The sequence below is a fragment of the Arenimonas sp. genome, from assembly GCF_035721105.1.
GTDB lineage: Bacteria > Pseudomonadota > Gammaproteobacteria > Xanthomonadales > Xanthomonadaceae > Arenimonas.
On record NZ_DASTNG010000063.1, the window covers coordinates 32,419 to 58,967 of the forward strand.

At 70.7% G+C, this 26,549-nt stretch carries 24 protein-coding genes and 3 tRNA genes; 6 read left to right on the forward strand and 21 right to left on the reverse strand.

Translation table 11 applies throughout. From position 1 onward, the window contains the following. From VFQ84_RS10300 to ppsR, 8 genes are all read right to left on the reverse strand, one after another. Positions 1-270 carry an acyl carrier protein gene (locus tag VFQ84_RS10300; protein WP_325131546.1) on the reverse strand — a complete coding sequence of 90 codons (270 nt, stop codon included), beginning with the start codon at positions 268-270 and terminating at the stop codon, positions 1-3. A gap of 33 nt (positions 271-303) precedes the next feature. Next, positions 304-519 (reverse strand): phosphopantetheine-binding protein, encoded by a 216-nt coding sequence (locus tag VFQ84_RS10305; RefSeq protein WP_414637033.1) that lies wholly within the window; start codon positions 517-519, stop codon positions 304-306. 25 nt (positions 520-544) lie between these two features. After that, positions 545-1,327, reverse strand: coding sequence for a lysophospholipid acyltransferase family protein (locus VFQ84_RS10310; RefSeq protein ID WP_325131548.1), 783 nt, complete (start codon positions 1,325-1,327; stop codon positions 545-547). Then, positions 1,320-2,045, reverse strand: a complete 726-nt coding sequence (locus VFQ84_RS10315) for a beta-ketoacyl synthase chain length factor (RefSeq protein WP_325131549.1) — start codon at positions 2,043-2,045, stop codon at positions 1,320-1,322. The genes VFQ84_RS10310 and VFQ84_RS10315 overlap by 8 nt, the downstream gene beginning before the upstream one ends. A 94-nt stretch (positions 2,046-2,139) precedes the next feature. Further along, positions 2,140-2,215, reverse strand: a tRNA-Glu gene (locus VFQ84_RS10320). Between the two features lie 31 nt (positions 2,216-2,246). After that, a tRNA-Ala gene (locus VFQ84_RS10325) sits at positions 2,247-2,322 on the reverse strand. Positions 2,323-2,365: 43 nt separating this feature from the next. Further along, a complete protein-coding gene (locus VFQ84_RS10330) occupies positions 2,366-2,866 on the reverse strand; it encodes a DUF1249 domain-containing protein (protein WP_325131550.1) in 501 nt (166 codons plus the stop codon). A gap of 53 nt (positions 2,867-2,919) precedes the next feature. Beyond that, positions 2,920-3,741, reverse strand: a complete 822-nt coding sequence (gene ppsR / locus VFQ84_RS10335; RefSeq protein ID WP_325131551.1) for a posphoenolpyruvate synthetase regulatory kinase/phosphorylase PpsR — start codon at positions 3,739-3,741, stop codon at positions 2,920-2,922. 159 nt (positions 3,742-3,900) lie between these two features. Between ppsR and ppsA the strand changes: the two genes are divergently transcribed. From ppsA to VFQ84_RS10350, 3 genes are all read left to right on the forward strand, one after another. After that, positions 3,901-6,273, forward strand: coding sequence for a phosphoenolpyruvate synthase (gene ppsA / locus VFQ84_RS10340; protein WP_325131552.1), 2,373 nt, complete (start codon positions 3,901-3,903; stop codon positions 6,271-6,273). Next, positions 6,273-7,172 (forward strand): mechanosensitive ion channel family protein, encoded by a 900-nt coding sequence (locus VFQ84_RS10345; RefSeq protein WP_325131553.1) that lies wholly within the window; start codon positions 6,273-6,275, stop codon positions 7,170-7,172. Before ppsA ends, VFQ84_RS10345 begins: the two co-directional genes overlap by 1 nt. A gap of 103 nt (positions 7,173-7,275) precedes the next feature. Continuing rightward, entirely contained in the window at positions 7,276-10,383 is a 3,108-nt protein-coding gene (locus tag VFQ84_RS10350; protein WP_325131554.1) for a diguanylate cyclase, read from the forward strand. 74 nt (positions 10,384-10,457) lie between these two features. Here VFQ84_RS10350 and VFQ84_RS10355 read toward each other — a convergent pair whose 3' ends face one another. Both VFQ84_RS10355 and orn read right to left on the reverse strand, forming a co-directional pair. Further along, positions 10,458-13,391, reverse strand: a complete 2,934-nt coding sequence (locus VFQ84_RS10355; protein WP_325131555.1) for a two-component regulator propeller domain-containing protein — start codon at positions 13,389-13,391, stop codon at positions 10,458-10,460. Position 13,392: 1 nt separating this feature from the next. Continuing rightward, on the reverse strand, positions 13,393-13,947 hold the full coding sequence (gene orn, locus VFQ84_RS10360) for an oligoribonuclease (RefSeq protein WP_325131556.1): 555 nt from the start codon (positions 13,945-13,947) through the stop codon (positions 13,393-13,395). A 65-nt stretch (positions 13,948-14,012) separates the two neighbouring features. Between orn and VFQ84_RS10365 the strand changes: the two genes are divergently transcribed. Continuing rightward, the gene (locus VFQ84_RS10365) at positions 14,013-14,474 is read left to right on the forward strand and encodes a DUF2721 domain-containing protein (RefSeq protein ID WP_325131557.1); all 462 of its coding nucleotides are present in this window, start codon (positions 14,013-14,015) and stop codon (positions 14,472-14,474) included. 18 nt (positions 14,475-14,492) lie between these two features. Here VFQ84_RS10365 and tadA read toward each other — a convergent pair whose 3' ends face one another. The 8 genes from tadA to folD all read right to left on the reverse strand — a co-directional run bounded on the left by tadA (position 14,493) and on the right by folD (position 22,872). Further along, positions 14,493-14,960 carry a tRNA adenosine(34) deaminase TadA gene (gene tadA, locus VFQ84_RS10370; protein ID WP_325131558.1) on the reverse strand — a complete coding sequence of 156 codons (468 nt, stop codon included), beginning with the start codon at positions 14,958-14,960 and terminating at the stop codon, positions 14,493-14,495. Positions 14,961-15,137: 177 nt separating this feature from the next. Beyond that, positions 15,138-16,706 (reverse strand): glutamine-hydrolyzing GMP synthase, encoded by a 1,569-nt coding sequence (gene guaA, locus VFQ84_RS10375; RefSeq protein ID WP_325131559.1) that lies wholly within the window; start codon positions 16,704-16,706, stop codon positions 15,138-15,140. 6 nt (positions 16,707-16,712) lie between these two features. After that, positions 16,713-18,170 (reverse strand): IMP dehydrogenase, encoded by a 1,458-nt coding sequence (guaB, locus tag VFQ84_RS10380; RefSeq protein ID WP_325131560.1) that lies wholly within the window; start codon positions 18,168-18,170, stop codon positions 16,713-16,715. A 139-nt stretch (positions 18,171-18,309) separates the two neighbouring features. After that, the gene (locus VFQ84_RS10385; protein WP_325131561.1) at positions 18,310-19,590 is read right to left on the reverse strand and encodes a TRAP transporter large permease subunit; all 1,281 of its coding nucleotides are present in this window, start codon (positions 19,588-19,590) and stop codon (positions 18,310-18,312) included. Further along, positions 19,587-20,081 (reverse strand): TRAP transporter small permease, encoded by a 495-nt coding sequence (locus VFQ84_RS10390; protein WP_325131562.1) that lies wholly within the window; start codon positions 20,079-20,081, stop codon positions 19,587-19,589. Before VFQ84_RS10390 ends, VFQ84_RS10385 begins: the two co-directional genes overlap by 4 nt. Beyond that, on the reverse strand, positions 20,081-21,082 hold the full coding sequence (dctP, locus tag VFQ84_RS10395) for a TRAP transporter substrate-binding protein DctP (RefSeq protein WP_325131563.1): 1,002 nt from the start codon (positions 21,080-21,082) through the stop codon (positions 20,081-20,083). Before dctP ends, VFQ84_RS10390 begins: the two co-directional genes overlap by 1 nt. Positions 21,083-21,095: 13 nt before the next feature. Then, positions 21,096-21,977 (reverse strand): TRAP transporter TatT component family protein, encoded by an 882-nt coding sequence (locus VFQ84_RS10400; protein ID WP_325131564.1) that lies wholly within the window; start codon positions 21,975-21,977, stop codon positions 21,096-21,098. A 22-nt stretch (positions 21,978-21,999) separates the two neighbouring features. After that, entirely contained in the window at positions 22,000-22,872 is an 873-nt protein-coding gene (gene folD / locus VFQ84_RS10405) for a bifunctional methylenetetrahydrofolate dehydrogenase/methenyltetrahydrofolate cyclohydrolase FolD (RefSeq protein WP_325131565.1), read from the reverse strand. A 96-nt stretch (positions 22,873-22,968) separates the two neighbouring features. On the opposite strand from folD, the gene VFQ84_RS10410 reads away from it, so the two are divergent. Next, complete coding sequence (locus tag VFQ84_RS10410) at positions 22,969-23,262, forward strand: DUF1244 domain-containing protein (RefSeq protein WP_325131566.1); 294 nt, start codon at positions 22,969-22,971, stop codon at positions 23,260-23,262. 138 nt (positions 23,263-23,400) lie between these two features. Here VFQ84_RS10410 and VFQ84_RS10415 read toward each other — a convergent pair whose 3' ends face one another. Beyond that, on the reverse strand, positions 23,401-23,709 hold the full coding sequence (locus VFQ84_RS10415; RefSeq protein WP_325131567.1) for a hypothetical protein: 309 nt from the start codon (positions 23,707-23,709) through the stop codon (positions 23,401-23,403). A gap of 136 nt (positions 23,710-23,845) precedes the next feature. On the opposite strand from VFQ84_RS10415, the gene VFQ84_RS10420 reads away from it, so the two are divergent. Further along, on the forward strand, positions 23,846-24,703 hold the full coding sequence (locus VFQ84_RS10420) for a hypothetical protein (protein ID WP_325131568.1): 858 nt from the start codon (positions 23,846-23,848) through the stop codon (positions 24,701-24,703). Between the two features lie 79 nt (positions 24,704-24,782). Here VFQ84_RS10420 and VFQ84_RS10425 read toward each other — a convergent pair. Further along, positions 24,783-24,857: transfer RNA gene (locus VFQ84_RS10425), tRNA-Val, on the reverse strand. Between the two features lie 53 nt (positions 24,858-24,910). After that, positions 24,911-26,539 carry an FMN-binding glutamate synthase family protein gene (locus VFQ84_RS10430; protein ID WP_325131569.1) on the reverse strand — a complete coding sequence of 543 codons (1,629 nt, stop codon included), beginning with the start codon at positions 26,537-26,539 and terminating at the stop codon, positions 24,911-24,913. Positions 26,540-26,549: the final 10 nt, after the last annotated feature.

Here is a 26,549-nt window from a genome sequence, read left to right on the forward strand (position 1 = left end):
TCAGGCGCCTGCGGCGGGTGCGTCGCTGCCGTGCATCATGGCGTGCAGTGCGTCCACCACGTCCTGCACGCTGCGCACCGACCGGAAGGCCTCGGGCTTGAGGTTGCCGCCCAGCAGCGGCTTGAGCTGCACGATCAGGTCGACCGCGTCGATGCTGTCGATGTCCAGGTCTTCGCCCAGCTTCGCGTCCGGCGTGACTTTCTCGGGGTCGATGCCGAAGGTGTCGTGGAGGATGGCGACGATGCGCTGGAAAAGCTGGTCCTTGGTCATGGTAGTGCTCATGCGGTGCGGCGGCCGGTGGCCTTACTGCTTGCGGTTGGCCGCCACGAAGGCGCTGAGCGCGCGAACGGAGGCGAAGTGCTGGCGGGTTTCCTCGGAATCGGCGGCGAGCGTGACCCCGTAGCGCTTCTGCAGCGCCAGGCCCAGCTCCAGGGCGTCGATCGAGTCCAGGCCCAGGCCGTCGTTGAACAGCGGGGCCTCGGCGTCGATGTCGTCCGCGGCGATGTCCTCGAGCGACATCGTGGTGATGATCAGTTCCTTGATTTCAGCTTCCAGCGCCGGCACGGGCGAGCTCCGTCTTGAAGGTGGTTTCCAGGTGGTCGGTCAGCCGGCGGGCCGCCAGGGCCTCGGCGCTTCCAGCCAGGAACGGGGCCACCGGGATGTCCGGCAGGACCTGTATTGTGATGTGAAATCGGCGTGAGGGCACACGATACCATTTCTCACCCTTTCCCAGCGTCGGCGGCGTGCACCGGACCAGCACCGGCGTCACGTCGATCGCGCCCCGGACGGCGATGTTCGCGGCCCCGCGCTGCAGCGGCCCCAGGGTCTCGCCGCGCGGCGTCCGGGTGCCTTCCGGGAAGATCACCAGGTTCTTGCCCGCGCGCACCGACGCGATGCAGTCGTCGACCAGGCCGGCGCCGTTGTCGTTGAACACATAGCCGGCCGCGCGCAGCGGGCCACGGGTGAACGGGTTGGTCGCCAGCCGCGACTTCACCACGCAGTCGGCCTCCTCGATCATGCCGACCAGGCAGACCACGTCGATCAGGGTCGGATGGTTGGCCAGCACCAGCAGGCCGCGCCGCTGCAGGCGCTCGGCCCCGTGGATCTCCCAGCTCATCACGCCCAGCCGCCGCATCAGCCAGACGTGGCCGGCGAAGCTGCGCTGCACCAGCCGCCGCGCCAGCCGCCCGAGTCGCGCCGGGTCGCGCACCCACAGCCGCAGCAGCGGGAACACCAGCAAGCCCAGCAGCCCCCCGCCCAGCCCGAAGGCCGCGAACGACACGGCGGTGCCGAACACCCGCCAGGCGCGGTCGAGGCGATCAGCCATGCCGTCGCCAGCAGCGCCGGCCCGAGGGCGACACCAGTGCGCCGGTGCCCGCCAGCGCGAAGCGCAGCACGTCCAGGCCGTGCGGGAGCGACGATGCCGCCGGCGGTTCGTCGGCGCACGGCTGCAGCGAAAGGGTCGGCGCGCCCGCTTCCGGCGCACCCACCCGCCAGGCCCAGGCCCAGGCCGCCTCGGGTTCGTCGCGGTATTCGGCGTAAGGCTCCGGCGTGGGGCCGTCGTACACCACGACCAGCACTTCCGGGGCGCCGTCGGCGATCAGGCCGAGCGCCTCGGTCACCGCCGCCTCCGGCGATTCCACGCCGCCCGAGACCGCCAGGTAGTTGTCGGTCAGGCCGCGCGCGATCGAGTACTGCGCCGCGATCGCGTTATGGGTCGAAAGGCCGAAATGGGTCGGCGACAGCGGCTCGCCGCGGGCCAGGCCGGCCAGCATGTCGTAGGTGCGGGCGACGTCGCCGTGCCGGGAGGCGAACACCATCGGCAGCCCGGGCGTCGCCTCGGGCTGGCAGCGCCAGGCCACTTCCAGCGCCATCCGGCCCAGCGGCTCCAGCCGGCGCCGCTGCATCGCCGGCATCTCGGCCAGCGCCGGCGTGGCGAGGCCCTCGGGCAGCCAGGGCGCGCGCGCCCACGCCAGCCAGTCCGGCGCCGACGCCAGGCCCGCGGCGAAGCCCGACCAGGCCCGAAGGCTGAATGTTCCGTCCATGTCCTGGTCTCCCGTGTCCGCCGGGCATCATCCCGCGCCGGCGCCAAAAAGAAAAAGCCCGGCGTTGGCCGGGCTTTCTCTGGACACTCTGAAGTGGCGTCCCCACGGGGATTCGAACCCCGGTCGCTACCGTGAAAGGGTAATGTCCTAGGCCTCTAGACGATGGGGACTTGGAACTGGGTGCAGCGTGTTGCGAATAAGTGGTGGAGCTAATCGGGATCGAACCGATGACCTCTACAATGCCATTGTAGCGCTCTCCCAGCTGAGCTATAGCCCCACCGAAGGAAGAAGCGGAAGTTTAGACATCCGCCTTTGGCTCGTCAAGCACAGGCGACGTTTTTTTCTCCGGCCGCCTCCGGCGCGTGGCCGGACAGGGTGTGCGGACCGTGTCCCTGCCCGTCCAGGTAGTCCAGCCACTTGTTGAGGAAGCTGTTCATCCGCATCCGGTGGCTCAGCATTTCCTGCACGCTCGGACGCAGGCCCAGCACGTCCTGCCAGTGCCGGCCGACGTAGCAGTGGGTAACCTCGGCCTGGCGCGCGTCGCGGTACAGGCGCACGTAGGCCGACGGATCGGGCTGGCCGGTCTGGTCGTCGTGCATGCGGTAGCTCAGGCGCAGTTCGACCGTGTAGGCGTGCTGTTCGAGCACGTCGACCACTAGGTCCAGGCCGCCCGGCACCCGCGACAGGTAGCGCCCCGCCGGCAGCGACTGCGGTTGGAACATGCGGGTGAGGCGATGGAAGTTCTCGCCGTACAGGCCCATGAGCCAGGCGAAGCGGCTCATGCGCGGGAGGGCGTTGCGGTCGGGACCGGGGGCTGCCATGGCGAGGATGCTAGCACGCGGGATTCGGACCCGAAGGCCCGCCTGCGGCGGGCTCAGAACATGTGGCGATGGATGCCCTGGTGCGCGAGGACCTTGCCGGCGATTTCCTCGATCGAGGTGTGGGTGGTGCTCAGGGCCGGGATGTTTTCCTGCCGGAACAGCGCCTCGGCCTGCTGCACTTCGAAGCGGCAGGTGTCGATCGTGGCGTAGCGCGAGTTGGGGCGGCGCTCGTTGCGGATCTGCTGCAGGCGCTCGGGGTCGATGGTCAGGCCGAACAGCTTGCGCCGGTGCGCGCGCAGGCGGCGCGGCAGCTCCCTGCCCTCCAGGTCTTCCTCGGTGAGCGGGTAGTTGGCCGCCTTCACGCCGTAGTGAAGGGCCATGTACAGGCAGGTGGGCGTCTTGCCCGAGCGCGACACCCCGACCAGGATCACGTCGGCGTCGTCGTAATGGATGTCCATGCCGTCGTCGTGGGTGAGCGCGTAGTTGGTGGCATTGATGCGCGACTCGTAGGCCTTGAAGTCGACCATGCCGTGGGCGTGGCCGACCCGCGCCTCGCGCCGCACGCCGAGCTCCTGCTCCAGCGGGCTGATGAACGGGGCGAACACGTCCAGCATCAGGGCGCCGCTTTCGGCCAGCAGGTGGTTCAGGTCCGGATCGACCACGGTGTTGACCACCACCGGCCGGCAGCCGGCGTCCTGCCCGGCCCGGCGGATCTCGGACACGGCCGCCTCGGCCTTCTCGACGCTGTCGACGAAGGCGATGCGGCGGGTCTGGAATTCCACGCCCGAGAACTGGGTCAGCAGGCTGTGGCCGATGGTTTCGGCGGTGATGCCGGTGCCGTCGGAAACATAGAAAACCGGTCTTGCCGCCGTCATGCCCTGTCCTCGCGCCGCGCGCCGGGGTCCGACGCATGAATCCCCAGCCAATTCAAGCTTGTATGGGGTAGCCCCGGGGTCGCATCATACGCAGCTCGGGTCCCATCCACAGCGGGCCCGCCGCCTGGCCGCCCCCTTCCCGAGCCCACGGAGACCCCCTTGAACGCCGACGTCCTCTGGCTGCACGAACTTCGCCTCACCGACCTGGCCCAGGTCGGCGGCAAGAACTCCTCGCTGGGCGAGATGATCGGCCAGCTGGCGCACCTCGGGGTCTCGGTGCCGGGCGGCTTCGCCACCACCGCCGACGCCTTCCGGCGCTTCATCACCCACAACGACCTGAGCCAGCGCATCTTCGATCGCCTGGCCACGCTCGACGTCGAGGACGTGGATGCGCTGGTCGCCGCGGGCGCCGAGATCCGCAGCTGGGTGATCGACGCCCCGCTGCAGCCCGAGCTGGACCAGGCCATCCGCGCCGGCTACCGCAAGATGTGCCAAGAGGCCGGCGCCGGCGAGATCGCCGTCGCGGTGCGCTCCTCCGCCACCGCCGAGGACCTGCCCGACGCCAGCTTCGCCGGCCAGCAGGAAACCTTCCTCAACGTCACCGGCGAGGACGACGTGGTGCGCAAGGTGAAGGAAGTCTTCGCCAGCCTCTACAACGACCGCGCCATCGCCTACCGCGTGCACCACGGCTTCAAGCACGAGGACGTGTTCCTGTCGGCCGGCGTCCAGCTGATGGTGCGTTCGGACGTCGGTTCGTCCGGCGTGCTGTTCACCCTCGACACCGAGTCCGGTTTCCGCGACGCGGTGTTCGTCACCGCCAGCTACGGCCTGGGCGAGATGGTCGTGCAGGGCGCGGTGAACCCCGACGAGTTCTATGTCTACAAGCCCACGCTGGAACAGGGCAAGCCGGCCATCCTGCGCCGCACGATCGGCTCCAAGCTCATCCGCATGGTCTATTCCGACACGCCGGGCGAGCGCGTCCGCATCGAGGACACCCCGGCCGAGCTGCGCCGCCAGTTCTCGATCACCGACGCCGACGTCGAGGAACTCTCGCGCCAGGCCCTGACCATCGAGAAGCACTACGGCCGACCGATGGACATCGAGTGGGCGAAGGACGGCCACACCGGCAAGCTCTACATCGTGCAGGCGCGCCCGGAAACGGTGAAGTCGCGCAGCAGCGCCAACCAGATCGAGCGCTACCACCTGCTGTCCAAGGGCGAGGTGCTCACCGAGGGCCGCGCCATCGGCCACAAGGTCGGCGCCGGCGTGGCGCGCGTGGTGCGCAGCCTGGCCGAGATGAGCAAGTTCCAGCCCGGCGACGTGCTGGTGGCAGACATGACCGATCCCGACTGGGAGCCGATCATGAAACGCGCCGCCGCCATCGTCACCAACCGCGGCGGCCGCACCTGCCACGCGGCGATCATCGCCCGCGAGCTGGGCGTGCCGGCGGTCGTCGGCACCGGCGACGCCATGAAGACCATCCCGGACGGCGCCGAGGTCACGGTGTCCTGCGCCGAGGGCGACACCGGCTTCATCTACGCTGGCAAGCAGGGCTTCGAGGTCATCACCACCGACCTGGGCAACATGCCGCCGGCGCCGCTGAAGATCATGATGAACGTCGGCAACCCGGAGCGCGCCTTCGACTTCGCGCAACTGCCCAACCAGGGCATCGGCCTGGCCCGGCTCGAGTTCATCATCGCCCGCCAGATCGGCGTGCATCCGCGCGCCCTGCTCGAGTACGACCGCCAGCCGGCCGAGCTGAAGAAGCAGATCGACCAGATCACGGCCGGCTACGCCAGCCCGGTCGATTTCTACGTCGAGCGCCTGGTCGAGGGCATCGCCACGCTCACCGCCGCGTTCGCGCCCAACCCGGTCATCGTGCGCCTGTCCGACTTCAAGTCCAACGAATACGCCAACCTGGTCGGCGGCAAGGCCTACGAGCCGCACGAAGAGAACCCGATGATCGGCTTCCGCGGCGCCTCGCGCTACGTGCACCCCGATTTCCGCGACTGCTTCGCGCTCGAGTGCCGGGCGGTGAAGAAGGTGCGCGACGTCATGGGCCTGACCAACTGCTGGATCATGATCCCGTTCGTGCGCACGCTTGGCGAAGGCCGTGCCGTGATCCAAACCCTCGAGGCCAACGGCCTCAAGCGCGGCGAGAACGGCCTAAAGGTCATCATGATGTGCGAGGTGCCGTCGAACGCGCTTCTGGCCGACGAGTTCCTCGAGATCTTCGACGGCTTCTCGATCGGCTCCAACGACCTGACCCAGCTCAGCCTCGGACTGGACCGCGACTCGGGCATCGTCGCCGAGCTGTTCGACGAGCGCGACCCGGCGGTGAAGAAGCTGCTGTCGATGGCCATCTCGGCCGCCCGCGCCAAGGGCAAGTACATCGGCATCTGCGGCCAGGGCCCGTCCGACCACCCGGACCTGGCCGACTGGCTGATGCAGCAGGGCATCGAGTCGGTGTCGCTCAACCCCGACACCGTGGTCGACACCTGGCTGCGCCTCGCCAAGCTCAAGGCGAACTGATGGCGGTCGCCGCCCTGCTGGCCGACCCGATCGGCACCGGTCGCGACCTCGCCCTGCAGGCCGCGCAGTCCGACTGGCTCTGGCGCATCGCGATGGCCCTGGCCATCGCCCTGGTCGGCATGTGGCTGGCGCGCCTGCTCTCGCGCGGCCTGGACCGCGGCATGGGTCGCGCCGGCCTCGACCAGATCCTGCGCGACTTCCTGCGCAACATCGCCTATGCGATCGGCCTGGTGGTGGTGTTCGTGGCGGCGCTGGATGCGCTGGGCGTCCCGACCACCTCGATGGTGGCGGTGCTGGGTGCCGCCGGCCTGGCGATCGGCCTGGCGCTGAAGGACTCGCTGTCGAACATCGCCTCGGGCGTGATGCTGATCGTGCTGCGGCCGTTCCGCGCCGGCGACGCGGTGCAGATCGCCGGGCAGGAGGGCATCGTCGAGCGCGTCGGCATCTTCCAGACGGTGCTGCGCGCCTACCAGAACCACGACATCACCCTGCCCAACAGCGAAGTCACCACCTCGGCGATCGTGAACTTCACCTCGCGCGGCGAGCGGCGCATCGACGTCACCGTCGGCGTGGGCTACGGCGACGACATCCGGCAGGCGCGCGAAGTGCTGCTGGGCATCGCCCGCGCCAATCCGCGCGTGCTCGACGAGCCGGCCGCCGACGTGCTGGTCACCGGGCTGGGCGAAAGCAGCGTCGACCTGGTGCTGCGCGCCTGGGTCCGCACGCCCGACTTCGTGGCCACCCGCAGCGAGATCACCGAAGCCATCCACCGCGACTTCGCCCAGGCCGGCGTCTCCATCCCCTTCCCGCAGCGCGACCTGCACGTCTACCACCACGATGCCGACGGCCGGCCGCTGGCCCAGGTCATCGCCGCGGTGGACGATCCCGATCCGACCTGACCGCCCCGCGTGAAGACGGCGGGGCCGCCGGGATGGCCGGCGCCGCCCGCGCTGGGCATACTCGGGGCAACGAGGCTTCGAACCTCCCGGGGGCGGCGGACGCATGCGGCAGCGGTACCGTGCAGGTCTGGTGTTGGCGGCGATGCTGGCGATGGTGCCGGCGCTGGCCAGCGATGCCCGGCCGCCTTTCCTCAGCCTTGAACGCTACGGCCTTGACGAAGGCCTGTCCCAGCTCGCGGTCACGGCGATCGTCCAGGACGACACCGGTTTCCTCTGGATCGGCACGCAGGAAGGCCTGAACCGCTTCGACGGCCAGCGCTTCCAGGTCCAGCGCCGGCAGCAGGACCCCGACGCGGGCCCGGTGAGCAGCAGCATCGATGCCCTCGCCCACGACGCCCGTTCGCGGCTGTGGATCGGCACCAACGATGCCGGCCTCGAGGTCCTGGACCTTCGCACCGGCGAGCGCCTGCGGATCGGCACGGCCCAGGGCCTCTCGCATCCCACCGTCGACGGGCTGCTGCTCGACGACGCGGCCGGCGCCTGGGTCGGCACGCAGCGCGGCATCGATTACGTGGACGCCGGGCTGGCCGGGGCGCGCACGCTGGCGATCGACCTGGACCGGGTGGCGATGGCGCGCGCCAGCGGCGAGGCCTTTGCGCTCGGCGCCGACTGTGCCCTGTGGCGCCTGCATCCGCAGCGCATCGATCCGGTCCCCGTCCAGGCCGAAGGGCTCCGCGACTGCGTCGCGATGCAGGGGTCGTCCGAAGGCCTGTGGCTGGCGACCGCCGGTGGCGAGGTCGCGCTGGTGTCCCCCGGCGGCAGCCTGCTCCGGCGCTTCCCGCGCGCCGCGGCCAGCGGCACCGACGCCCGGGTGACCACCCTGCTGCTGCGGCCGGGCGGCGAACTGCTGCTGGGCCATGACGACGGCCGCGTGGTGCGCCTGGACGCCCGCGGGGACGGCAGCGCCCGCCGGCTCGACGTCGACGCCGCCATCGGCGGCGCCATCCAGGTGCTCACGCAAGACCGGGACGGTGTGCTGTGGATCGGCACCCACACCCGCGGGCTGTTCCGCGGCCGGCCGCTGTCGGCGGCGATCCGCCGCGACCTGGTGGGCGCCCGCGACGTCGCCGCCTGGCCGGTGCGCAGCGTCCGCTCTCTCTGGCGGCGCGGGGGCGTCGAGCTGGTCGGCACCGATGCCGGCCTGGCCTGGCGCACGGCGCCCGACGCGCCCTGGCGCGGCGTACCCGAACTCGGCAACACGCCCATCCGGGCGATCGCCGCCGCCGCCGAAGGGGGCTGGTGGCTGGGCACGCACCGCGGCCTGTGGCGCATGGACGCCGAAGGCCGGGTCACCGCGCAGTCTCCCCTGCCCGACCCGCGCGTCACCGACCTGCTGGTCGAGGGCGGCGACGTCTGGATCGCCACCCGCGGGGGACTGGGCCACCTGCGCGACGGCGTCATGACCTCGGCCGGGGTGCCGCCCGGCCTGCAGGACACATTCCTGACCAGCCTGATGCGCGATGCCCGCGGCCGCCTGTGGATCGGCAGCAACGAGGACGGGCTCTACCGCCTCTGGCCCGATGGCCGGCTCGAGCACCTGCATCCCGGCAACGGCCGGCTGCCGCACAATTCGATCTGGTCGCTGCACGCCAGCGCCGACGCCTACTGGGTCGGCACCTTCGCCGGCGGGCTGCTGCGCCTGGACCGCGACAACGACGCCGTGCGCGCCTACACCGTCGCCGACGGCCTGTCGAACGACGTGGTCTACCGCATCCTGCCCGACCGCCGCGGCCGCCTGTGGCTGAGCACCAACAACGGGCTGAGCGTGCTCGATCCGGCCACGGACCTGATCCAGCCGCTGGGTCCCGGCGACGGCCTAAGCAATCGCGAGTACAACAGCGGCGCCGGGCTGGTTGACGCCAGCGGCTGGCTGTTCTTCGGGGGCACCGAGGGCCTGGACGTCGTGGATCCGGAGGCCCTGGACCTGACCAGCCCGCCGGCCACGCCGGTGGTCGCCGGGCTGCAGGTGATCGGCGTGCGTCGCGGCGGTGCGCCGGAGGCGGACGAGCGGCGCCTCGACACGCTCTACGCCGACCGCGTGGCGCTGGATCCGCGCGACGCGGTGCTGGCCGTGGACCTGGTTGCGATCGATTTCTCGGCGCCCGATGCCGCGCGCCTGCGCTACCGCATCGGCGGCATCCACGACGACTGGGTCCGCACGCGCGGGCCGCAGGCCGAACTCATGCTCAGCCATCTGGCGCCGGGCGACTATCCGCTGGCGCTGTCCGCCGCCGGACGCGACGGCCGCTTCGGCCCGGCGCGCACGCTGGTGATCGAAGTGCCGCCGCCGGCCTGGCGGCATCCGCTCGCCTACCTGGCCTATGCGCTGGCGGGCTGCGCCCTGCTGGCCTGGGGTTATTCGCGCATCGGCGCCCGCAGCCGCGAGCGCGAGGCCCGGATCGCCCTGCTGCACCGGACGGTGGCCGAGCGCACGGCCGAACTCGAGCGCGCCAACCGCCAGCTACAGGCCAGCAACCGCGAGCTGGAGGTCGCCACCCGCACCGACCCGCTCACCCACGTGTCCAATCGTCGCGACCTGCAGCAGTGGCTCTCGCGCGAGGGCCTGCAGATCGTGCGCGAGGCCGCCACGGCCGGCGAGGACCGCGGCGGCCTGGTGTTCTTCATGATCGACATCGACGACTTCAAGCCGGTCAACGACCAGCACGGCCATGCCGTCGGCGACGAGGTGCTGGTGGCCTTCGCGGCGAGGCTGAGCAGCCTGAGCCGCGGCCACGACGTCGTGGTGCGCTGGGGCGGCGAAGAGTTCCTGTGGATGCTGCGCGAACTGCAGATGCACGACGCCCCGGCCGTGGCCGAGCGCATCCGCCGGGTCATCGCCGACCAGCCCTTCGTGCTGCCGTCCGGGCTGTCGCTGTCGGTCACTTGCTCGATCGGCTTCGCCCCCTGGCCGTTCTCGCCCCGGCATGCGGTCGTTGGCGACTGGGAGCAGAGCGTCGCGTTGGCCGATCGGGCGCTTTATGCGGCCAAGGCCGCCGGCAAGAACGCCTGGGTCGGCCTGGCGCCGGGCCCGGCGCTGGGGCCGATCGGGCTGGAGTCGCTGCTGCTGGGCCGGGCGCCGGATGCGATGGAGCCCGGCAGCGTGCGCGTGCTGCACTCCACCCCAATCGCGCCGCGCTTCCCTTCGCGCTGAATCGCCAGCCCGCGGCGACCTGCCGGCCGCCTGGGGCGGCACGCGCCCCGCACCTTGTGCCTCGCCGCCAGCCGCTAGCGGCTGACGCGGTTGCGGCCTTCGCGCTTGGCCTCGTAGAGGCGTTCGTCGGCGTGCGACACCAGCCGTTCGTGGTGCGACAGGCCGGTGCGCTCGGCCAGGCCGATGCTCGCGGTGATCTTCAGTCCGGGGGCGAAGTCGCTGCAGTCGATCGACTCGATCGCGAGCCGCAGGTGCTCGGCCACCACGGCGGCCTCGGTGATGCCGGTGCGCGGGAACAGCAGCGCGAACTCCTCGCCGCCCCAGCGCGCCACGCGCTGCCCGGACGGCCAGCCCTCGACCGGGTGCCGCGCCATCTGCTGGTTCATGGCCCGGGCCACGCGCCGCAGCGCCTCGTCGCCGACGTCGTGGGAATAGCCGTCGTTGATGCGCTTGAAGTGGTCGATGTCGAGCAGGCCGAAGCACAGCGGCTGGCCGTCGTCGACCGCGTCCCGATAGGCGTGCGCCAACCCCTCGTCCATGCTGCGGCGATTGGGCAGTCCGGTCAGCGCGTCGGTGCGCGAGAGCTGCTCGAACACTTCGGACTGCTTGCGGATGGTCTCGTTCTTGAGCTCGAGTTCCCCGTTCTTCTCGCTCAGGTCGCGGGTGCGTTCGTCGACGATGCGGCTCAGCTGCGCTTCGCGTGCCTTGAGCTGGTTCACCCGGGCCCGGTAGAGCGAATACAGCACCAGCGCAAACAGCGAGCCGGCCACCGGCAGGAACCAGGCGCGCTGGTACAGCCGCGGCTGGATCTCGAAGTTCACCGAGGCCGTTTCCGGGCTCCAGCCGCTGCCGCGCTGGGCCGCGCTGACCTGGAAGCGGTACTGGCCCGGCGGCAGGTTGGTGTACTGGGCGTTGCGGCGGGTGCTGCGCTCGACCCAGCCGTTGTCGAACCCCTCGAGGCGGTAACGGTAGCGGATCTGTTCCGGCGTGCGATAGCTCAGGCTGACGTAGTCGAGCTCGAGCTTGCGGGTGCCGGGCGGCAGCACCAGGCTGCCGGCGGCGCTGGTGCTGGCATCGTCCACGCGCAGGCCTTCGATCACCACCGGCGGCGGTGCCAGCTGGTAGCGCGGCAGCTGGTCGGGCTGCACCACGGCCACGCCCTTCGCGGTCGCGACCCAGATGCTGCCGTCGTTGGCGCGCAGGGCGGCCGGTCCGGCGCCGCCGTTGCACTGGGCGCTGCCCATGCCGTCGGCTTCCGCGAACTGCTGGTAGTCCAGGCGATCGCTGCCGCCGTTGGCCACCGACTCCATGTCGTCGCGGCGCACGTAGACCACGCCGGCGTTCGAGCTGAGCCAGAAGTTGCCGTAGCTGTCGACCACGACCTGGAACACCGCGGCCACCGGCAGGCCCTGCCGGCTGCCGATCATGCTCAGCTGGCCGTTGCGCCGGCGCACCAGGCCGCGGTCGGTGGCGAACCACAGCGTGCCGTCGGCGTCCTCGTGCATGCCGAAGACATCCTGGGCGCCGTCCATCGGCATCAGGTCGATGGCGCTGACCTCGCCGCCCTGGATCCGGGCGGCGCCGTTGGAGGTGCCCACCCACAGGCTGTCGTCCGACGCCTCGAACAGGCTCAGCACGAACTCGCGCGGCAGGCCGTCGCTCTCGTCCAGCACGCTCGACTGCCCGTCCTTCATCCGCAGCAGGCCGCGCGCGGTGCCGACCCACAGCGTGCCGTCGCGGGCCTCGTGCACGGCGCGCACCTGGTTCGACGGCAGCGGGCTGTCGGAGCTGGTCATGCGCCCGAGCAGCTGGCCGTCGCGCCAGCGCAGCAGGCCGGTGGAATACGTGCCCATCCAGACGTCGCCGGCGCGGTCCTGGGCGATGCTGAGCACCGAGTCCGACGCCAGGTCCGGCGTGTTGGTGACCACCTCGTCCTTCCAGCGGTCCAGGCCGCGGCTGGTGCCGATCAGGATCTCGCCGTCGCGGGTCTGCAGCAGCGCGCGCACGTAGTCGTCGGCCAGGCCCTGGTGGCTGTCGATGGTGATGAAGGGGGTGTCGGCGAAGCGCATCAGGCCAGCGTTGGTGCCGACCCACAGGCTGCCTTCGCGGTCGGCGAACAGCGAGGCCACGCGGTCGTTGGGCAGGCCGTTGGCGACGTCGAAATGCTCCACCCCGCGATCGCCCAGCCGGAACAGGCCGCGGCTGACGGTACCGATCCACAGGCTGCCCTGCTGGTCGACCTGCAGGCTGGCCACGGCCACCGCCGGCAGCGCCCCGGCCACCGGCTCGAAGCGACCGCCGCGGCCGACGTAGACGCCGGCCTCGGTGCCGACGTAGAGCTGGCCGTCCGGCGCCAGCGCCAGGCTGAACACGGAGCCCGCCGGCAGGCCGGCCTCGACCGAGAAATTCTGGACGCGGTCGCCCTCGATACGCGCCACGCCGCGGCCGGTGGCGACCCAGATCGCGCCGGCGCCGTCCTCGAGCAGGGCGTAGCCCACGTTCGAGCCCAGGCCATTCTTGTCGTTGAACTGGGCCGCGCCCTCGGGCGCCAGCCGGGTGACGCCGCGGCTCTCGGACGCGACCCAGATCCGGCCCGCGCGATCCTCGATCGCCGCGAAGGTCTCGTCCTGGGCCAGGCCCTGGGCGGTGCTGTAGGTGGTCCACGCTTCGCCGCGCAGCACGCTGACGCCGCCGCGCGAGGTCGCCACCACCAGGCTGCCGCTGGGGCCGACGCTGACCGCGCGGATGCCGCTGTCCTGCAGCGCCGGCACGTTGTTGCGGCCGAAGCTGCGGAACTCCTGGCCGTTGTAGCGCACCACGCCTTCCCAGGTGGCGAACCAGAGGTAGCCCTCCGGCGTCTGCGCGATCGAATTGACCTGGTTGTGCGGAAGGCCGTCGCGGGTGGTCCAGATCTCGCGGGCGTAGGCGTCCAGCGCCTTCTGGTCGAGCGCCTGGGCGGGGGCGGCCAGCAGCGCCGCCAGCATGATCAGCAGTGCGCGCAGCGCCATGTCAGTGCCCGCCCAGCTTGCCCATGTGCTGGCGATAGTGCGCCAGCTCCTTCACGGACTCGCGGATGTCGGACAGCGCGGTGTGGGCGCCGACCTTGCTCAGGCTGCCCAGCACCTCCGGTGCCCAGCGCCGCGCCAGCTCCTTGAGCGTGGAAACGTCGAGGTTGCGGTAGTGGAAGTAGCGCTCGAGCCGCGGCATGTGCCGGACCAGGAAGCGGCGGTCCTGGCAGATCGAGTTGCCGCAGATCGGCGACTTGCCGGCCGGCACCCAGTGGCTGAGGAATTCCACCGTCAGGGCTTCGGCGCGGGCCATGTCGACATCGCTGTCGAGCACGCGCTGCCAGAGGCCGGAGCGGGTGTGGGTGCCGCGGTTCCAGTCGTCCATCGCCTCGAGCCGCGCCAGCGGATGGCGGATGGCCAGCTCCGGGCCTTCGGCCAGGACATTGAGCTGGCTGTCGGTGACCAGGGTGGCGATCTCGAGCACCGAGTCGGTGTCCGGGTCCAGCCCGGTCATCTCCAGGTCGATCCAGATCAGGTTCTGCTCGTGGCTGGGCATGCGCGGCTGGCGGCAGTGGGGATGGCCGCATCATACTTCAGCCCTGCCCCGCCCGAGATGACGCCGTGAACCCGCAGGACGCCCTGGACCACTACCGCATCCTTACCTCGATGCTGGCGCCGGCCTTGCTGATGGCGGCCACCGGCTCGCTGCTGATCTCGGCCAACAACCGGCTGGCGCGGGTGGTGGACCGGCTGCGCGCGATCATCGCCCAGCTCGAAGGCGGCGACGAGATGAGCCGGCCCGAGCTGGAGGCGCAGATCGACCGCCACCGGCGCCGGGCGCACCTGGTGCTCAAGGCCTGCCAGATGCTCTACCTCGGGCTGTGTGCGTTCGTGGGCACCAGCCTGGCGCTGGCGGTGGACGCGCTTGCCGGCTTCCGCCTGCCCTACCTGCCGACCGGGCTGGCGGTCGTGGGCGTGATCGGCCTGCTGGTGGCCAGCGTCAACCTGGGCCGCGAGGTGGTGCTGTCGGTGCGCAGCTTCGACCGCGAGCTCGACGCCGAACTGGCCCGCCGCCGGCGCTGAACCCGGCCGCGGCCGGCCTCAGGCCTTGCCGCGCTTGCGGCGGAAGTAGGTCGTCAGCCGGGCCCCGGCTTCCTCGCCCAGCACGCCGCCCCGGACCTGCACGCGGTGGTTGTGACGCGGATCGGCCAGCAGGTCGAACACACTGCCTGCGGCCCCGGTCTTGGGATCGGCCGCGCCGAACACCACGCGGGCAACGCGGGCATGCACCATCGCCATCGCGCACATCGCGCACGGCTCCAGCGTCACGTACACCGTGCAGCCCAGCAGGCGATGGTTGCCCAGCCGCCGGCCGGCTTCGCGCATGGCCACGATCTCGGCATGCGCACTCGGATCGCAGTCCCCGATGTTCCGGTTGAACCCTTCGCCCACGAGCACGCCATCCGGCCCGACCACCAGCGCCGCCACCGGCACCTCGTCATGCTCCCGCTCGGCCGTGTCGGCCAGCGCCAGCGCCTGCTGCATCCAGTCTTCGTCGGTGGGATTCATTTTTTGGCCACGGATGAACACAGATGAACACGGATGGAGCAACGACTGGAACAATTCCAGCCTGTAATCGGAACCAGCATCAACGCGGGGTGTCGCGGCACAGAGGAACGCATTCCAAAGCCTTGGCTTTATCCGTGTTCATCTGTGTTCATCCGTGGCAAAAGCGCTGCTCGCGACTCACTCCCACTCGATGGTCGCCGGGGGCTTGCCGCTGATGTCGTAGACGACGCGGGAAACGCCGCGCAGTTCGTTGATGATGCGGCGGGAGCAGTCGTCGAGGAGGTCGTACGGCAGGTGCGCCCAGTGCGCGGTCATGAAGTCGACCGTCTCGACCGCGCGCAGGGCGATTACCCATTCGTAGGCGCGGGCGTCGCCGACCACGCCGACCGACTTGACCGGCAGGAACACCGCGAAAGCCTGGCTGGTCTTGTCGTACCAGCCCGACTTGCGCAGCTCGTCGATGAAGATCGCATCGGCCCGGGCCAGCAGCTCGGCGTACTCGGGCTTGACCTCGCCCAGGATGCGCACGCCCAGGCCCGGTCCCGGGAACGGATGCCGGTAGACCATCTCGCGCGGCAGGCCGAGCTCGACGCCGATGCGGCGGACCTCGTCCTTGAACAGCTCGCGCAGCGGCTCCACCAGGCCCAGCTTCATGTGCTCGGGCAGGCCACCGACGTTGTGGTGGCTCTTGATGACGTGGGCCTTGCCGGTCTTGCTGCCGGCCGACTCGATCACGTCGGGGTAGATCGTGCCCTGCGCCAGCCACTGGATGTTGTCGAGCCTGGCGGCCTCCTCGTCGAAGATCTCGACGAACAGCCGGCCGATGATCTTGCGCTTGGCCTCGGGGTCGGCCACGCCCTTGAGCGCGGCGAAGTAACGGTCGGCGGCGTTGACCCGGATCACCTTCACGCCCATGTGCTCGGCGAACATCGCCATCACCTGGTCGCCTTCCTGCCAGCGCAGCAGGCCGGTGTCGACGAACACGCAGGTCAGGCGCGGGCCGATGGCCTTGTGCAGCAGCGCCGCCACCACCGACGAGTCGACGCCGCCGGACAGGCCCAGCAGCACGTTGCCGTCGCCGATCTGCGCGCGCACGCGCTCGATCTGGTCCTCGATGATGTTGGCCGCGGTCCACAGCGTGTCGCAGCCGCAGATGTCCACCGCGAACCGGCGCAGCATCTGTTCGCCCGACTTCGTATGGGTGACTTCGGGGTGGAACTGCACGCCGTACCAGCGGCGGGCGTCGTCGCCCATGGCGATGATCGGCACCGCGCCGGTGCGGGCGGTGACCTGGAAGCCCGGCGGGATCGCGGTGACGCGGTCGCCGTGGCTCATCCACACGTCCAGCCGCGGCGGGCTGCCGGCGTGGTCCTTGAGGTCGTCGAGCAGGCCACAGCCCGCCACCACCTCGACCTCGGCGTAGCCGAACTCGCGGTGGTGCCCCGCTTCCACCCGGCCGCCGAGCTGCACGGCCATGGTCTGCATGCCGTAGCAGATGCCCAGCACCGGCACGCCGGCGTCGAACACTTCCTGCGGCGCGCGCGGCGAGCCGGCCTCGACCGTCGACTCCGGGCCGCCGGAGAGGATGATGCCCTTGGGCGCGTACTTCGCGATCTCGGCCGGGTCGTGGTCCCAGGCCCAGATCTCGCAGTAGACGCCGAACTGGCGGATCCGGCGGGCGATCAGCTGGGTGTACTGCGCGCCGAAATCGAGGATCAGGATCTTGTCGCTGTGGATGTCGGTCATCTGGCCTCAGCCCATCCGGTAGTTCGGCGGCTCTTTGGTGATCTGCACGTCGTGCACGTGCGCTTCGCGGGTGCCGGCGTTGGTGACGCGCACGAACTTCGGGCGGGTGCGCATTTCCTCGATGGTGGCGCAGCCCACGTAGCCCATCGAGGCGCGGATGCCGCCCGCCAGCTGGTGCACGATGTTGCGCAGCAGGCCGCGGTAAGGCACGCGGCCCTCGATGCCTTCCGGCACCAGCTTGTCGGCGTCAGAAGCGTCCTGGAAGTAGCGGTCCTTGCTGCCCATCTCCATCGCGCCCAGCGAGCCCATGCCGCGGTAGCTCTTGTAGCTGCGGCCCTGGAACAGTTCGACCTCGCCCGGGGCTTCCTCGGTGCCGGCGAACAGGCCGCCGATCATGATGGTGCTGGCGCCGGCCACCAGGGCCTTGGCGATGTCGCCCGAGTAGCGGATGCCGCCGTCGGCGATCAGCGGGATGCGGCCCTTGAGCGCGTCGGCCACCATGCCCACCGCGGTGATCTGCGGCACGCCGACGCCGGCGACGATCCGCGTGGTGCAGATCGAGCCCGGGCCCACGCCGACCTTCACCGCGTCGGCGCCGGCGTCGTACAGCGCCAGCGCGGCGTCGCCGGTGACGATGTTGCCGCCGATGACCTGCAGGTTCGGGAAGTTCTTCTTCACCCAGGCGACGCGGTCGATGACGCCCTGCGAATGGCCGTGGGCGGTGTCGACCACCACCACGTCCACGCCGGCCGCCGCCAGCGCGGCGATGCGCGCCTCGGTGTCGCCGCCGACGCCGACCGCGGCGCCGACCAGCAGCTGCTCGTCGGCGTCCTTGGCGGAGAACGGGTTGTCGCGGGCCTTCTGGATGTCCTTGACGGTGATCAGGCCGCGCAGCGCGAAGCTGTCGTCGACCACCAGTACCTTCTCGATGCGGAACTTGTGCATCAGCTGCAGGACTTCGTCGTCGGTGGCGCCTTCGCGCACCGTCACCAGCTTGTCCTTGCGGGTCATGATGTTGCGGACCGGATCGTCGAGCTTCTTCTCGAAGCGCATGTCGCGGCTGGTCACCAGGCCCACCAGCTGGCCCCCGTCGACCACCGGCACGCCAGAGATGTTGCGGGCGCGGGTGAGGCGGATCACTTCGCCGATGGTGGTGTCCGGGCCGACCGTGAACGGCTCGCGGATCACGCCGGCCTCGAAGTTCTTGACCTGGGCGACATGCGCGGCCTGCTGCTGCACGCTCATGTTCTTGTGGATGATGCCGATGCCGCCGAGCTGGGCCATGGCGATCGCCAGGCGCGCCTCGGTGACGGTGTCCATGGCGGCGGACACGATCGGCAGGTTGAGCGAGATGCCGCGCGTGAGCTGGGTGCCCAGGCTGACGTCCTTGGGCAGGACGGCCGAGTGCGCGGGAACGAGGGATACGTCGTCGAAGGTCAGCGCTTCGGCCTGGATGCGCAGCATGGAGCGGCTCCGGGGGATGGGAAGCGCGCAATTATAGCCGGGTCGCGCCTCCCCCGGACAGAACGGTGTAGGCGCGCCTTCAGGCGCGAAGCCTTTCGGCGAGAGGCTTCGCGCCTGAAGGCGCTCCTACAGGGGGGGGCTACAGCAGGCCCAGCGACAGGGCCGGCCACCAGGTGATCAGGGCCACGGCGGCCGCCAGCACCAGGAAGAACGGGACGCAGGCCCGCACCAGCACCAGCACCGGCTTGCCGAACCGGTAGGCCGCGATGAACAGGTTCATGCCCACCGGCGGGGTGAAGTAGCCCAGCTGCAGGTTGGCCAGCATCACCACGCCCAGGTGCACCGGGTGGATGCCGAAGCCCGCCGCCACCGGCAGCAGCAGCGGGGTCAGGATCACCACGGCCGAGAAGATGTCCAGCAGCATGCCCACCCCCAGCAGGAACAGGTTGAGCAGCAGCAGGAAGACCCAGGGGCTGTCGACGTGCTCGCTGAGGGCGGCGAACAGGGTGGCCGGCACCTCCTGGTCCACCAGCCAGTTCGACAGCGCCAGCGCCGCGCCCAGGATCAGCAGGATGGCGCCCACCAGGCGCATCGACTCGGCCATCACCCGGGGCAGTTTCGAGAAGGATATTTCTTTTTTAATCAATACAGTTACGACAAGAACATAAAGTGCCGTCACAGCCGCGGCCTCGCTGGCCGCCAGGGCGCCGGAGTAGATGCCGCCCAGCACGATCACCGGCAGCGGCAGCTCCCAACCGGTCTCGCGCAGGGCCCGGCCCAGCTCGCCGGCGTCGAAGCGATGGCGCGGGCGGTCGATGCCCCGCCCCACCCACATCGCGTGCAGGGACAGCATCGCCACCATCATCAGGCCCGGCACCAGGCCGGCCAGGAACAGGTCGGGGATGGTCACCGGCGGGTCCGAGCCCATCTGCCCGGCCACGAATCCGTAGAGGATCAGCGGCAGCGACGGCGCGAACAGCAGGCCCAGGCTGCCGGCGGCGGTCACCAGGCCCAGGCTGTAGCGCTCGCCGTAGCCGGCCTGCCGCAGGGCCGGGTACAGCAGCGCGCCCAGCGCCACGATGGTGACGCCCGAGGCGCCGGTGAACGCGGTGAAGAAGCTGCTGGCAACGATGGCCACGATCGCCAGCCCGCCCGGCAGCCAGCCCAGCAGGGCGTTCGACAGCCGCACCAGCCGCTTCGGCGCGTGGCTCTCGCCGAGCAGGTAGCCGGCCAGGGTGAACAGCGGGATCGCGATCAGGCCCGGCATGTCGCCCAGCCGGTAGAACTCGACGGTGACGGCGATCAGGTCGTAGCCGGCGAGGTGGAAGCCCAGCATCGCAATGGCCGCGATCACCGCGAACAGCGGCATGCCCAGCGCCGCCAGCAGCAGGATGATCGCCAGGCCGAGGCCCAGGCTCATGGCGTGCCCTCGCCCATCGCCACCACCACCGGCGGCGGCAGGCAGGCCGCCACCAGGAAGCGCAGGCCCATCAGCCCGAAGCCCACCGGCAGCGCCAGCATCGGCACCCAGCTGGGGATGCCGGCGACGAAGGGCACCGGCGCTTCGCGCTCGAGCGCGACCAGGCCCACGCCCAGCCAGGCAAGCCACAGCGCGACGATCGCGGCGGCGACCTGGGCGATGGCCCACAGCGGCCGGTGCGCACCGGCCGGCAGCGCCCGCGGCAGCGCGTCGATGGCGATGTGCTTGCCGGTGCGGGTGGCGCCCAGCGCGCCCAGCAGCGCCAGCCACAGCACGCCGGCGCGGCTGACCGGTTCGGCCCAGTCCAGGCCGGAATCAAACACCAGGCGCAGGCCGATCTGCGCGACCGACAGCAGCAGCAGCGCGCCGAGCAGGATCGCCAGCAGCGCGTCTTCGACCCGGTGCAGGCGGTCCAGCCAGCGCTGCGGCATCAGGGCGTCGTCGGCTTGGCCAGCGCGCGACGCACGGCGGCCAGCATGTCGGGGGAGATCTTGCCCTCGGCTTCCATCTCGGCGATCAGGCGCGTGCCCAGTTCCCGCCAGCGGCGCGCCTCGGCCGGATCCATCGGCGACACTTTCAGGCCCTGCTTCTTCATCGCCTCCAGCGCGGCGGCGTCATCGCGCCGGGTGTTGGCGTCCATGCGCTTGCCGGCGGCGGCGAAGGCCCCGGCCAGCACCGCCTGGTCGGCCGGCGCGAGCTTTTTCCAGGCCTTGTCGTCGACCACCAGGAAGCCGACCACGAAGGTCAGCGGCAGGTCGACCATGTGCTTCATCTTGCCGTGCCACTGCAGCACGACCGCGCCACTGGGGGTGTTGACCACGGTATCCACCAGGCCGGTCTGCAGGCTGGTGAAGACGTCGCCGATCGGCAGCGGGATGGTGCTGACGCCGCCCATCTCGAAGATGCGGGCGGCGACGGCGTCGTTCTGCGGCACCCAGAGCTTGCGGCCGGCCATGTCGGCGGCGCTGCCCAGCGGCTTGTCGCCCATCAGGTAGGCAAAGCCCAGTCCCGACACGCCCAGCATGCGGATGCCGTGCGCCTCGAAGCCCTTGGCCAGCATCGGGTCGACCTCGGCGCGGACGCGGTCGACGTCGTCCCAGGACGACATCAGGAACGGCAGGCTGTAGATCGGCGCGTCCGGATACACCAGCGACAGCTCGCTCGAGGTCAGGATGCCGCCCTGGAGCTGGCCGAGCCGCATCTTGCGCAGCACCACGGCGTCGTTGCCCATCACGCCGCCGGGATAGAACTTCACGTCCACCCGGCCGTCGGTGCCGGCCTTGACCTCGGCCGCGGCCGCGCGAAGTTCGCGCATCCAGGCCGAACCGTCCGGGGCCAGGGTGGCGATCTTGATCACCTGCGCCGACGCGGGCAGGGCCAGCGCGAGCCCCAGGGCCAGGGCGAAGGCACAGCGGATGATTCGGGCGTGCATCACGGGCGGATCCTCAGAAATAGTCCTTGCCGCTCGCCACCAGCGCCTCGGCGCGCTGCTGGGCCAGCACATTCATCAACGTAAAGCCGGGCTCGACCGGGTCGGCGGCCAGCACCTCGGCCAGCAGGCGGTCGTGCAGGTCCTGGTCGAACAGCAGGCGCGCGTAGTACTCGGCCATCAGGGTCTTGGCGTACAGATTGCGGCCACCCGACAGCGCCAGCGCCTTTTCGAAATGGGCGCGGCCGCGCTCGGGCTGGCCGCCGATGGCCTCGGGCCGCAGCGAATGCAGCACGCCGAGGTACACGTGCGGCATGCCGCGGGCGTGGCCGGGGTCGGTGGCGACCACCTTGTCCAGCAAGGCCTGCACCTTGGGCAGGTCGGCGATGGCGCCCCAGTCCTCGCTGTTGGCCTGCAGGAACCCGACCCAGGCCGCGGCCAGCGCGTAGTGGCCGGCGACGTCCTCGGCCGGCGCGGCCGCCAGCGCGGCGTTGAAGCCGTCGATGTCGTCGTCGAGCGCGGCGCACAGGCGCGCGTCCTGGGCGCAGGTGCCGCGCCGCGCGTAGTCCATGGCCTTCGCGGCCAGCCTGCGCGCCCGCGCCTTGTCGTCGCCGGTGAAGTTGCCCGCGTAGGCGCCGTTGAGCTCGGCCGCGGCGAACAGCAGGCCGGCGCTGCGGCGCTCGCCGGGCGCCTGGCCCTGCACCAGGCCGTCGATCAGCAGCAGGTAGGCCGGCAGGCCATCGCGCACCGTGGCCGGGTCGTCGCTGTTGGTGATGGCGCTGCCCAGTTGGGCCGCCAGCTGGTCGCTGGCGCGGCCGACCAGGGTGGCGCAGCCGGCGCAGGCGAGCGTGGCCAGGACCAGCAGCAGCGTGGGCGCGAGGCGGCGGTTCACGATCATGAGTGTCAAGGCTGCGGCGTCATCATGACGCGACGGTGGCATCGGAGGCGTCGGCGGCCTCCAGCGTGTTCTGCATCAGGGTGGCCACGGTCATCGGCCCGACCCCGCCCGGCACCGGCGTGATCCACGAGGCGCGTTCGAACGCGGCGTCGAAGCCGACGTCGCCGACCAGCCGGCCGTCGTCGAGGCGATTGATGCCGACGTCGATGACCACCGCGCCCGGCTTCACCCATTCGCCCGGCACCAGGCCGGGGCGGCCGACCGCCACCACAAGGATGTCGGCCTCGCGCACGTGGCGCTCGAGCACCTCGCGCGGGGTGAACTTGTGGCAGCTGGTGGTGGTGCAGCCGGCGATCAGCAGCTCCAGCGCCATCGGCCGGCCGACGTGGTTGCTGACGCCGACGATGGTGGCGCTTTGCCCGCGCACCGGGCGGTCGGTGTAGGCCAGCAGCGTGGTGATGCCGCGCGGCGTGCACGGACGCAGGCCGAACTGGCGCAGGGCCAGGTGGCCGACGTTCTCGGGATGGAAGCCGTCGACGTCCTTGCGCGGGTCGATGCGGTGGATCAGCCAGGTGGCGTCGCGGTTGCCGGGCAGCGGCAGCTGCACCAGGATGCCGTGGATGGCCGGGTCGGCGTTCAGGCGGTCGATCAGCGCCGCCAGCTCGGCGTCGGTGGTGCTGGCCGGCAGGTCGAAGTCGATGGCGCGGATGCCGACCTTCTTGGCGGCACGGCGCTTGTTGCGCACGTACACGGCCGAGGCCGGGTCCTGGCCCACCAGCACCACCGCCAGCCCGGGGGCCGGCCTGCCGGTGGCCAGGCGGGCCTGGACGCGGCGGGCCAGGTCGTCGAGCAGGGCGTCGGCGATGCCTTTGCCGTCGAGGATGCGGGCGGTCATGGCGCTCCGGGGGGCAGTGGGGGCGACCCCGCGCAGGCGGGACCGGGTTCCAAGGTGCGATTATCCCCGAACCCTTCCCTGCCCGGCTACCCGAACATGACCGATACCACCGCTTTCGAAGCCGCCGCCTTCCGCCGGCTGGTCGCCCACCTGCGCGAGCGCAGCGATGTCCAGAACATCGACCTGATGATCCAGGCCGGCTTCTGCCGCAACTGCCTGAGCACCTGGTACGAGGAAGCCGCCGCCGCGGCCGGCACCCCGATCGGCAAGGAGGCCGCCCGCGAAGTCGTCTACGGCATGCCCTTCGCCGAGTGGAAGGCGAAGTACCAGCCCGAAGCCACCCCCGAACAGCTCGCCGCCTTCGAAGCCGCCCGCCGCGCCCACCCCTAGCGCGGTAGGAGCGCCTTCAGGCGCGAATCTTTTCGCCGGGACGCTCCGCGCCCGAAGGCGCCGGTACCGCACAAAAAAACGCCCCGGCCAACCGGCCGGGGCGCGAAATCCCACTGACGGGGAGAGAGATGGCGGGATTCAGGCGCGCTTGCGCGGGCGCGCGGCGGCGCGCTTGGCGCGGACGCTGCGCTTGGCCGGGGCGCGCTTGACGCCCAGCTTCACCAGCACGGGAGCCAGCGTGGCCTCGACCTTGGCGCGGGTCTGGCGGACGTAAGCGTCGGCCTGGCCGCGGGTCTGGCGCACGAAGGCATCGGCCTGGCCGAGCTTGGCCTGGGCCTGCTTGCGGCCCAGCGAGACCGCGCCGATGCCGGCGAGGATGACGGCGCGCGGGCTGATCGGGGTCTTGCGGGCGGGGGAACGACGGCGGGTCGGGGTCGAGCGGGTCATGGGACACCTCGTGGCGATGGCCGGGATGGCCGTTCGACCCGCAGTCTGTGCCGCGCCCACCGAGCAATCACACTAGCCGCGCTTGCGGCCCGGGTGGCCCCGCGACATGCTGGCCTCCCCTGCACGGAGACCCGCCATGGCTGCGAAGAATTCGACCTGGGCCAAGTTCCCGCACGAGGCCAAGGCCTTCGACCTGTCCGGCGACAAGCTCAAGAAGGCCTGGCCGGCCCTGCACGCCGGTGACTGCGAACCCTTCCCGGACGACAAGCGCGCCGCCGCCCTGGCCAAGGCCGCCGGCAAGGCCGCGCCCAAGGGCCTGGACGCCGCCGCCGTGGCCGAGGCACTCCAGGACGCCTGGCGCGCCTTCCATCGCGGCGATTTCCAGCAGGCCTTCGAGGCCGGCTCGGCCCTGGGGCCGGTCGGTGCATCCGTGGCCTGCAAGGCCCTGGCCATCCACGCGACCCACCTGGTCGACGACGAGGACGAGCAGCTCGCGCGCTACGAACAGGCCGGCAAACTGGCCGAAGCCGCCGTGGCCGCCCTGCCCGGCGAAGCCAACAGCCACTACCGCTACGCCCACGCGATGGGCCGCTACAGCCAGGGCATCTCGATCGCCAAGGCGCTGAAGATGGGCCTGGCCACCAAGGTCCGCAAGGCGCTGGAAACCACGCTCGAGCTCGCGCCCAAGCACGCCGAGGCGCATACGGCGCTGGGCCTCTACCACGCCGAGATCATCAGCAAGATCGGCGCCCTGGTCGGCGGCATGACCTACGGCGCCAAGGCCAGCGAGGCCGACAAGCACCTGGCCACCGCGCTCAAGCTGACGCCGGACTCGCCGATCGCCCACTTCGAACACGGCAACCTGCTGCTGCTCCTTTACGGGGACAAAAAGGAAGACGCCGCCGCCAGCGCCTACGAAAAGGCCGGCAAGCTCAAGCCCAAGGACGCAATGGAGAAGCTGGACGCCGAGTTCGCCAAGGCGCAGCTCGAGTAGTCCGCTGCCCCGCCATGCCGTTGGCGGCGATGCGGCCGGCAAAAAAAATGGCCACCCGGAGGTGGCCATTTCCTGGAACTGGTGGGCGGTACAGGGCTTGAACCTGTGACCCTCGCCGTGTGAAAGCGATGCTCTACCGCTGAGCTAACCGCCCGGAAGAGAGCGCGAATCTTACGTGGCTGGCCCGGGGGCGGTCAAGAACGCCGGCTACTGCTGCTTGGTGGCCTGCATTTCCGCGGCCTTGGCGGGCGGCGAGAAGCTCTCGGCCCGGGCCTGGTCCCAGAACACCTGGAACACCGCGTGCTCGGGAATGGCCTCGAGCAGCTGCCCCTGCGGCACGAAGTGGTAGAGCTTGGACAGCGCGCGGACCTCGGTGGAGGACACCCGGCGAATGATGTGCTCCGGCCCCAGCTCCAGCGGATGCCGAAGCCCGGCGGCCGACAGCAGGTCCTTGAGCGCCACCAGCGTGTTGCGATGGAAATTGTGGACCCGGGTCGCCTTGTCCGCCGGATCCAGCGCCGCCTGGCGGTGCGGGTCCTGGGTGGCGATGCCGGTCGGGCAGCGGTCGGTGTGGCAGCTCTGGGACTGGATGCAGCCGAGCGAGAACATGAAGCCGCGGGCGGCATTCACCCAGTCCGCGCCCAGCGCCAGCGTGCGCGCGATGTCGAAGCCGGTGACGATCTTGCCGGCCGCGCCGATCCGGATCCGCGAGCGCAGATCCAGGCCCACCAGCGTGTTGTGCACCAGCAGCAGCGCCTCGCGCATCGGCGCGCCGACGTGGTCGGTGAACTCCAGCGGCGCGGCGCCGGTGCCGCCTTCGCCGCCGTCGACGACGATGAAGTCGGGCAGGATGCCGGTCTGCTTCATCGCCTTGGCGATCGCGAACCATTCCCAGGGATGGCCGATGGCCAGCTTGAACCCGGTGGGCTTGCCGCCCGAGAGTTCGCGCAGCCGATCGATGAATTGCAGCAGCTCGATCGGGGTCGAGAACGCCGAATGCGCCGCCGGGGAATGGCACTCCACGCCTTGCGGCACGCCGCGCGCCTCGGCGATCTCGGCGCTGACCTTGGCCGCCGGCAGGATGCCGCCCTGCCCCGGCTTGGCGCCCTGGCTGAGCTTGAGCTCGATCATCTTCACCTGCGGGTCGCAGGCATTGGCGCGGAATTTGTCGGCGTCGAAATGGCCGTCGTCGGTGCGGCAGCCGAAGTAGCCCGAGCCGATCTCCCAGACCAGGTCGCCGCCGTGCTCGCGGTGGTAGCGCGAGATCGAGCCCTCGCCGGTGTCGTGGTAGAACCCGCCCAGCTTCGCGCCGTGGTTGAGCGCGCGGATGGCATTGGCCGACAGCGCGCCGAAGCTCATCGCCGAGATGTTGAACACGCTCGCCGAGTAAGGCTGGGCCCGCCCCTCGCCGATGGTGATGCGGAAGTCGTGCGAATCGATCCGGGTCGGCTGCAGCGAATGGTTCATCCACTCGTACTCGTCGCCGTAGACGTCGCGCTGGGTGCCGAACGGCCGCTTGTCCAGCACGTCCTTGGCTCGCTGGTAGACGATCGCCCGCTGCTGGCGCGAGAACGGCAGCTCGACGGTGTCCGACTCGATGAAGTACTGCCGGATCTCCGGGCCGATCGACTCCAGGCCGTAGCGGAAATGCGCCGTGATCGGGAAGTTGCGCCGCAGCGCCTGCTTGCGCTGCAGCAGGTCGGCGAGGCCGAGCAGCGACAGCCCGCCGAATACCGCCAGCCCCCAGCCGGCCATCGGCGTGAGCGTGGTGGCGTATGCGAAGGCCAGGGTCAGCACCAGGCAGGCGGCGAAAGGCCAGTAGCGGGATGACAGCATCGGGGACTCC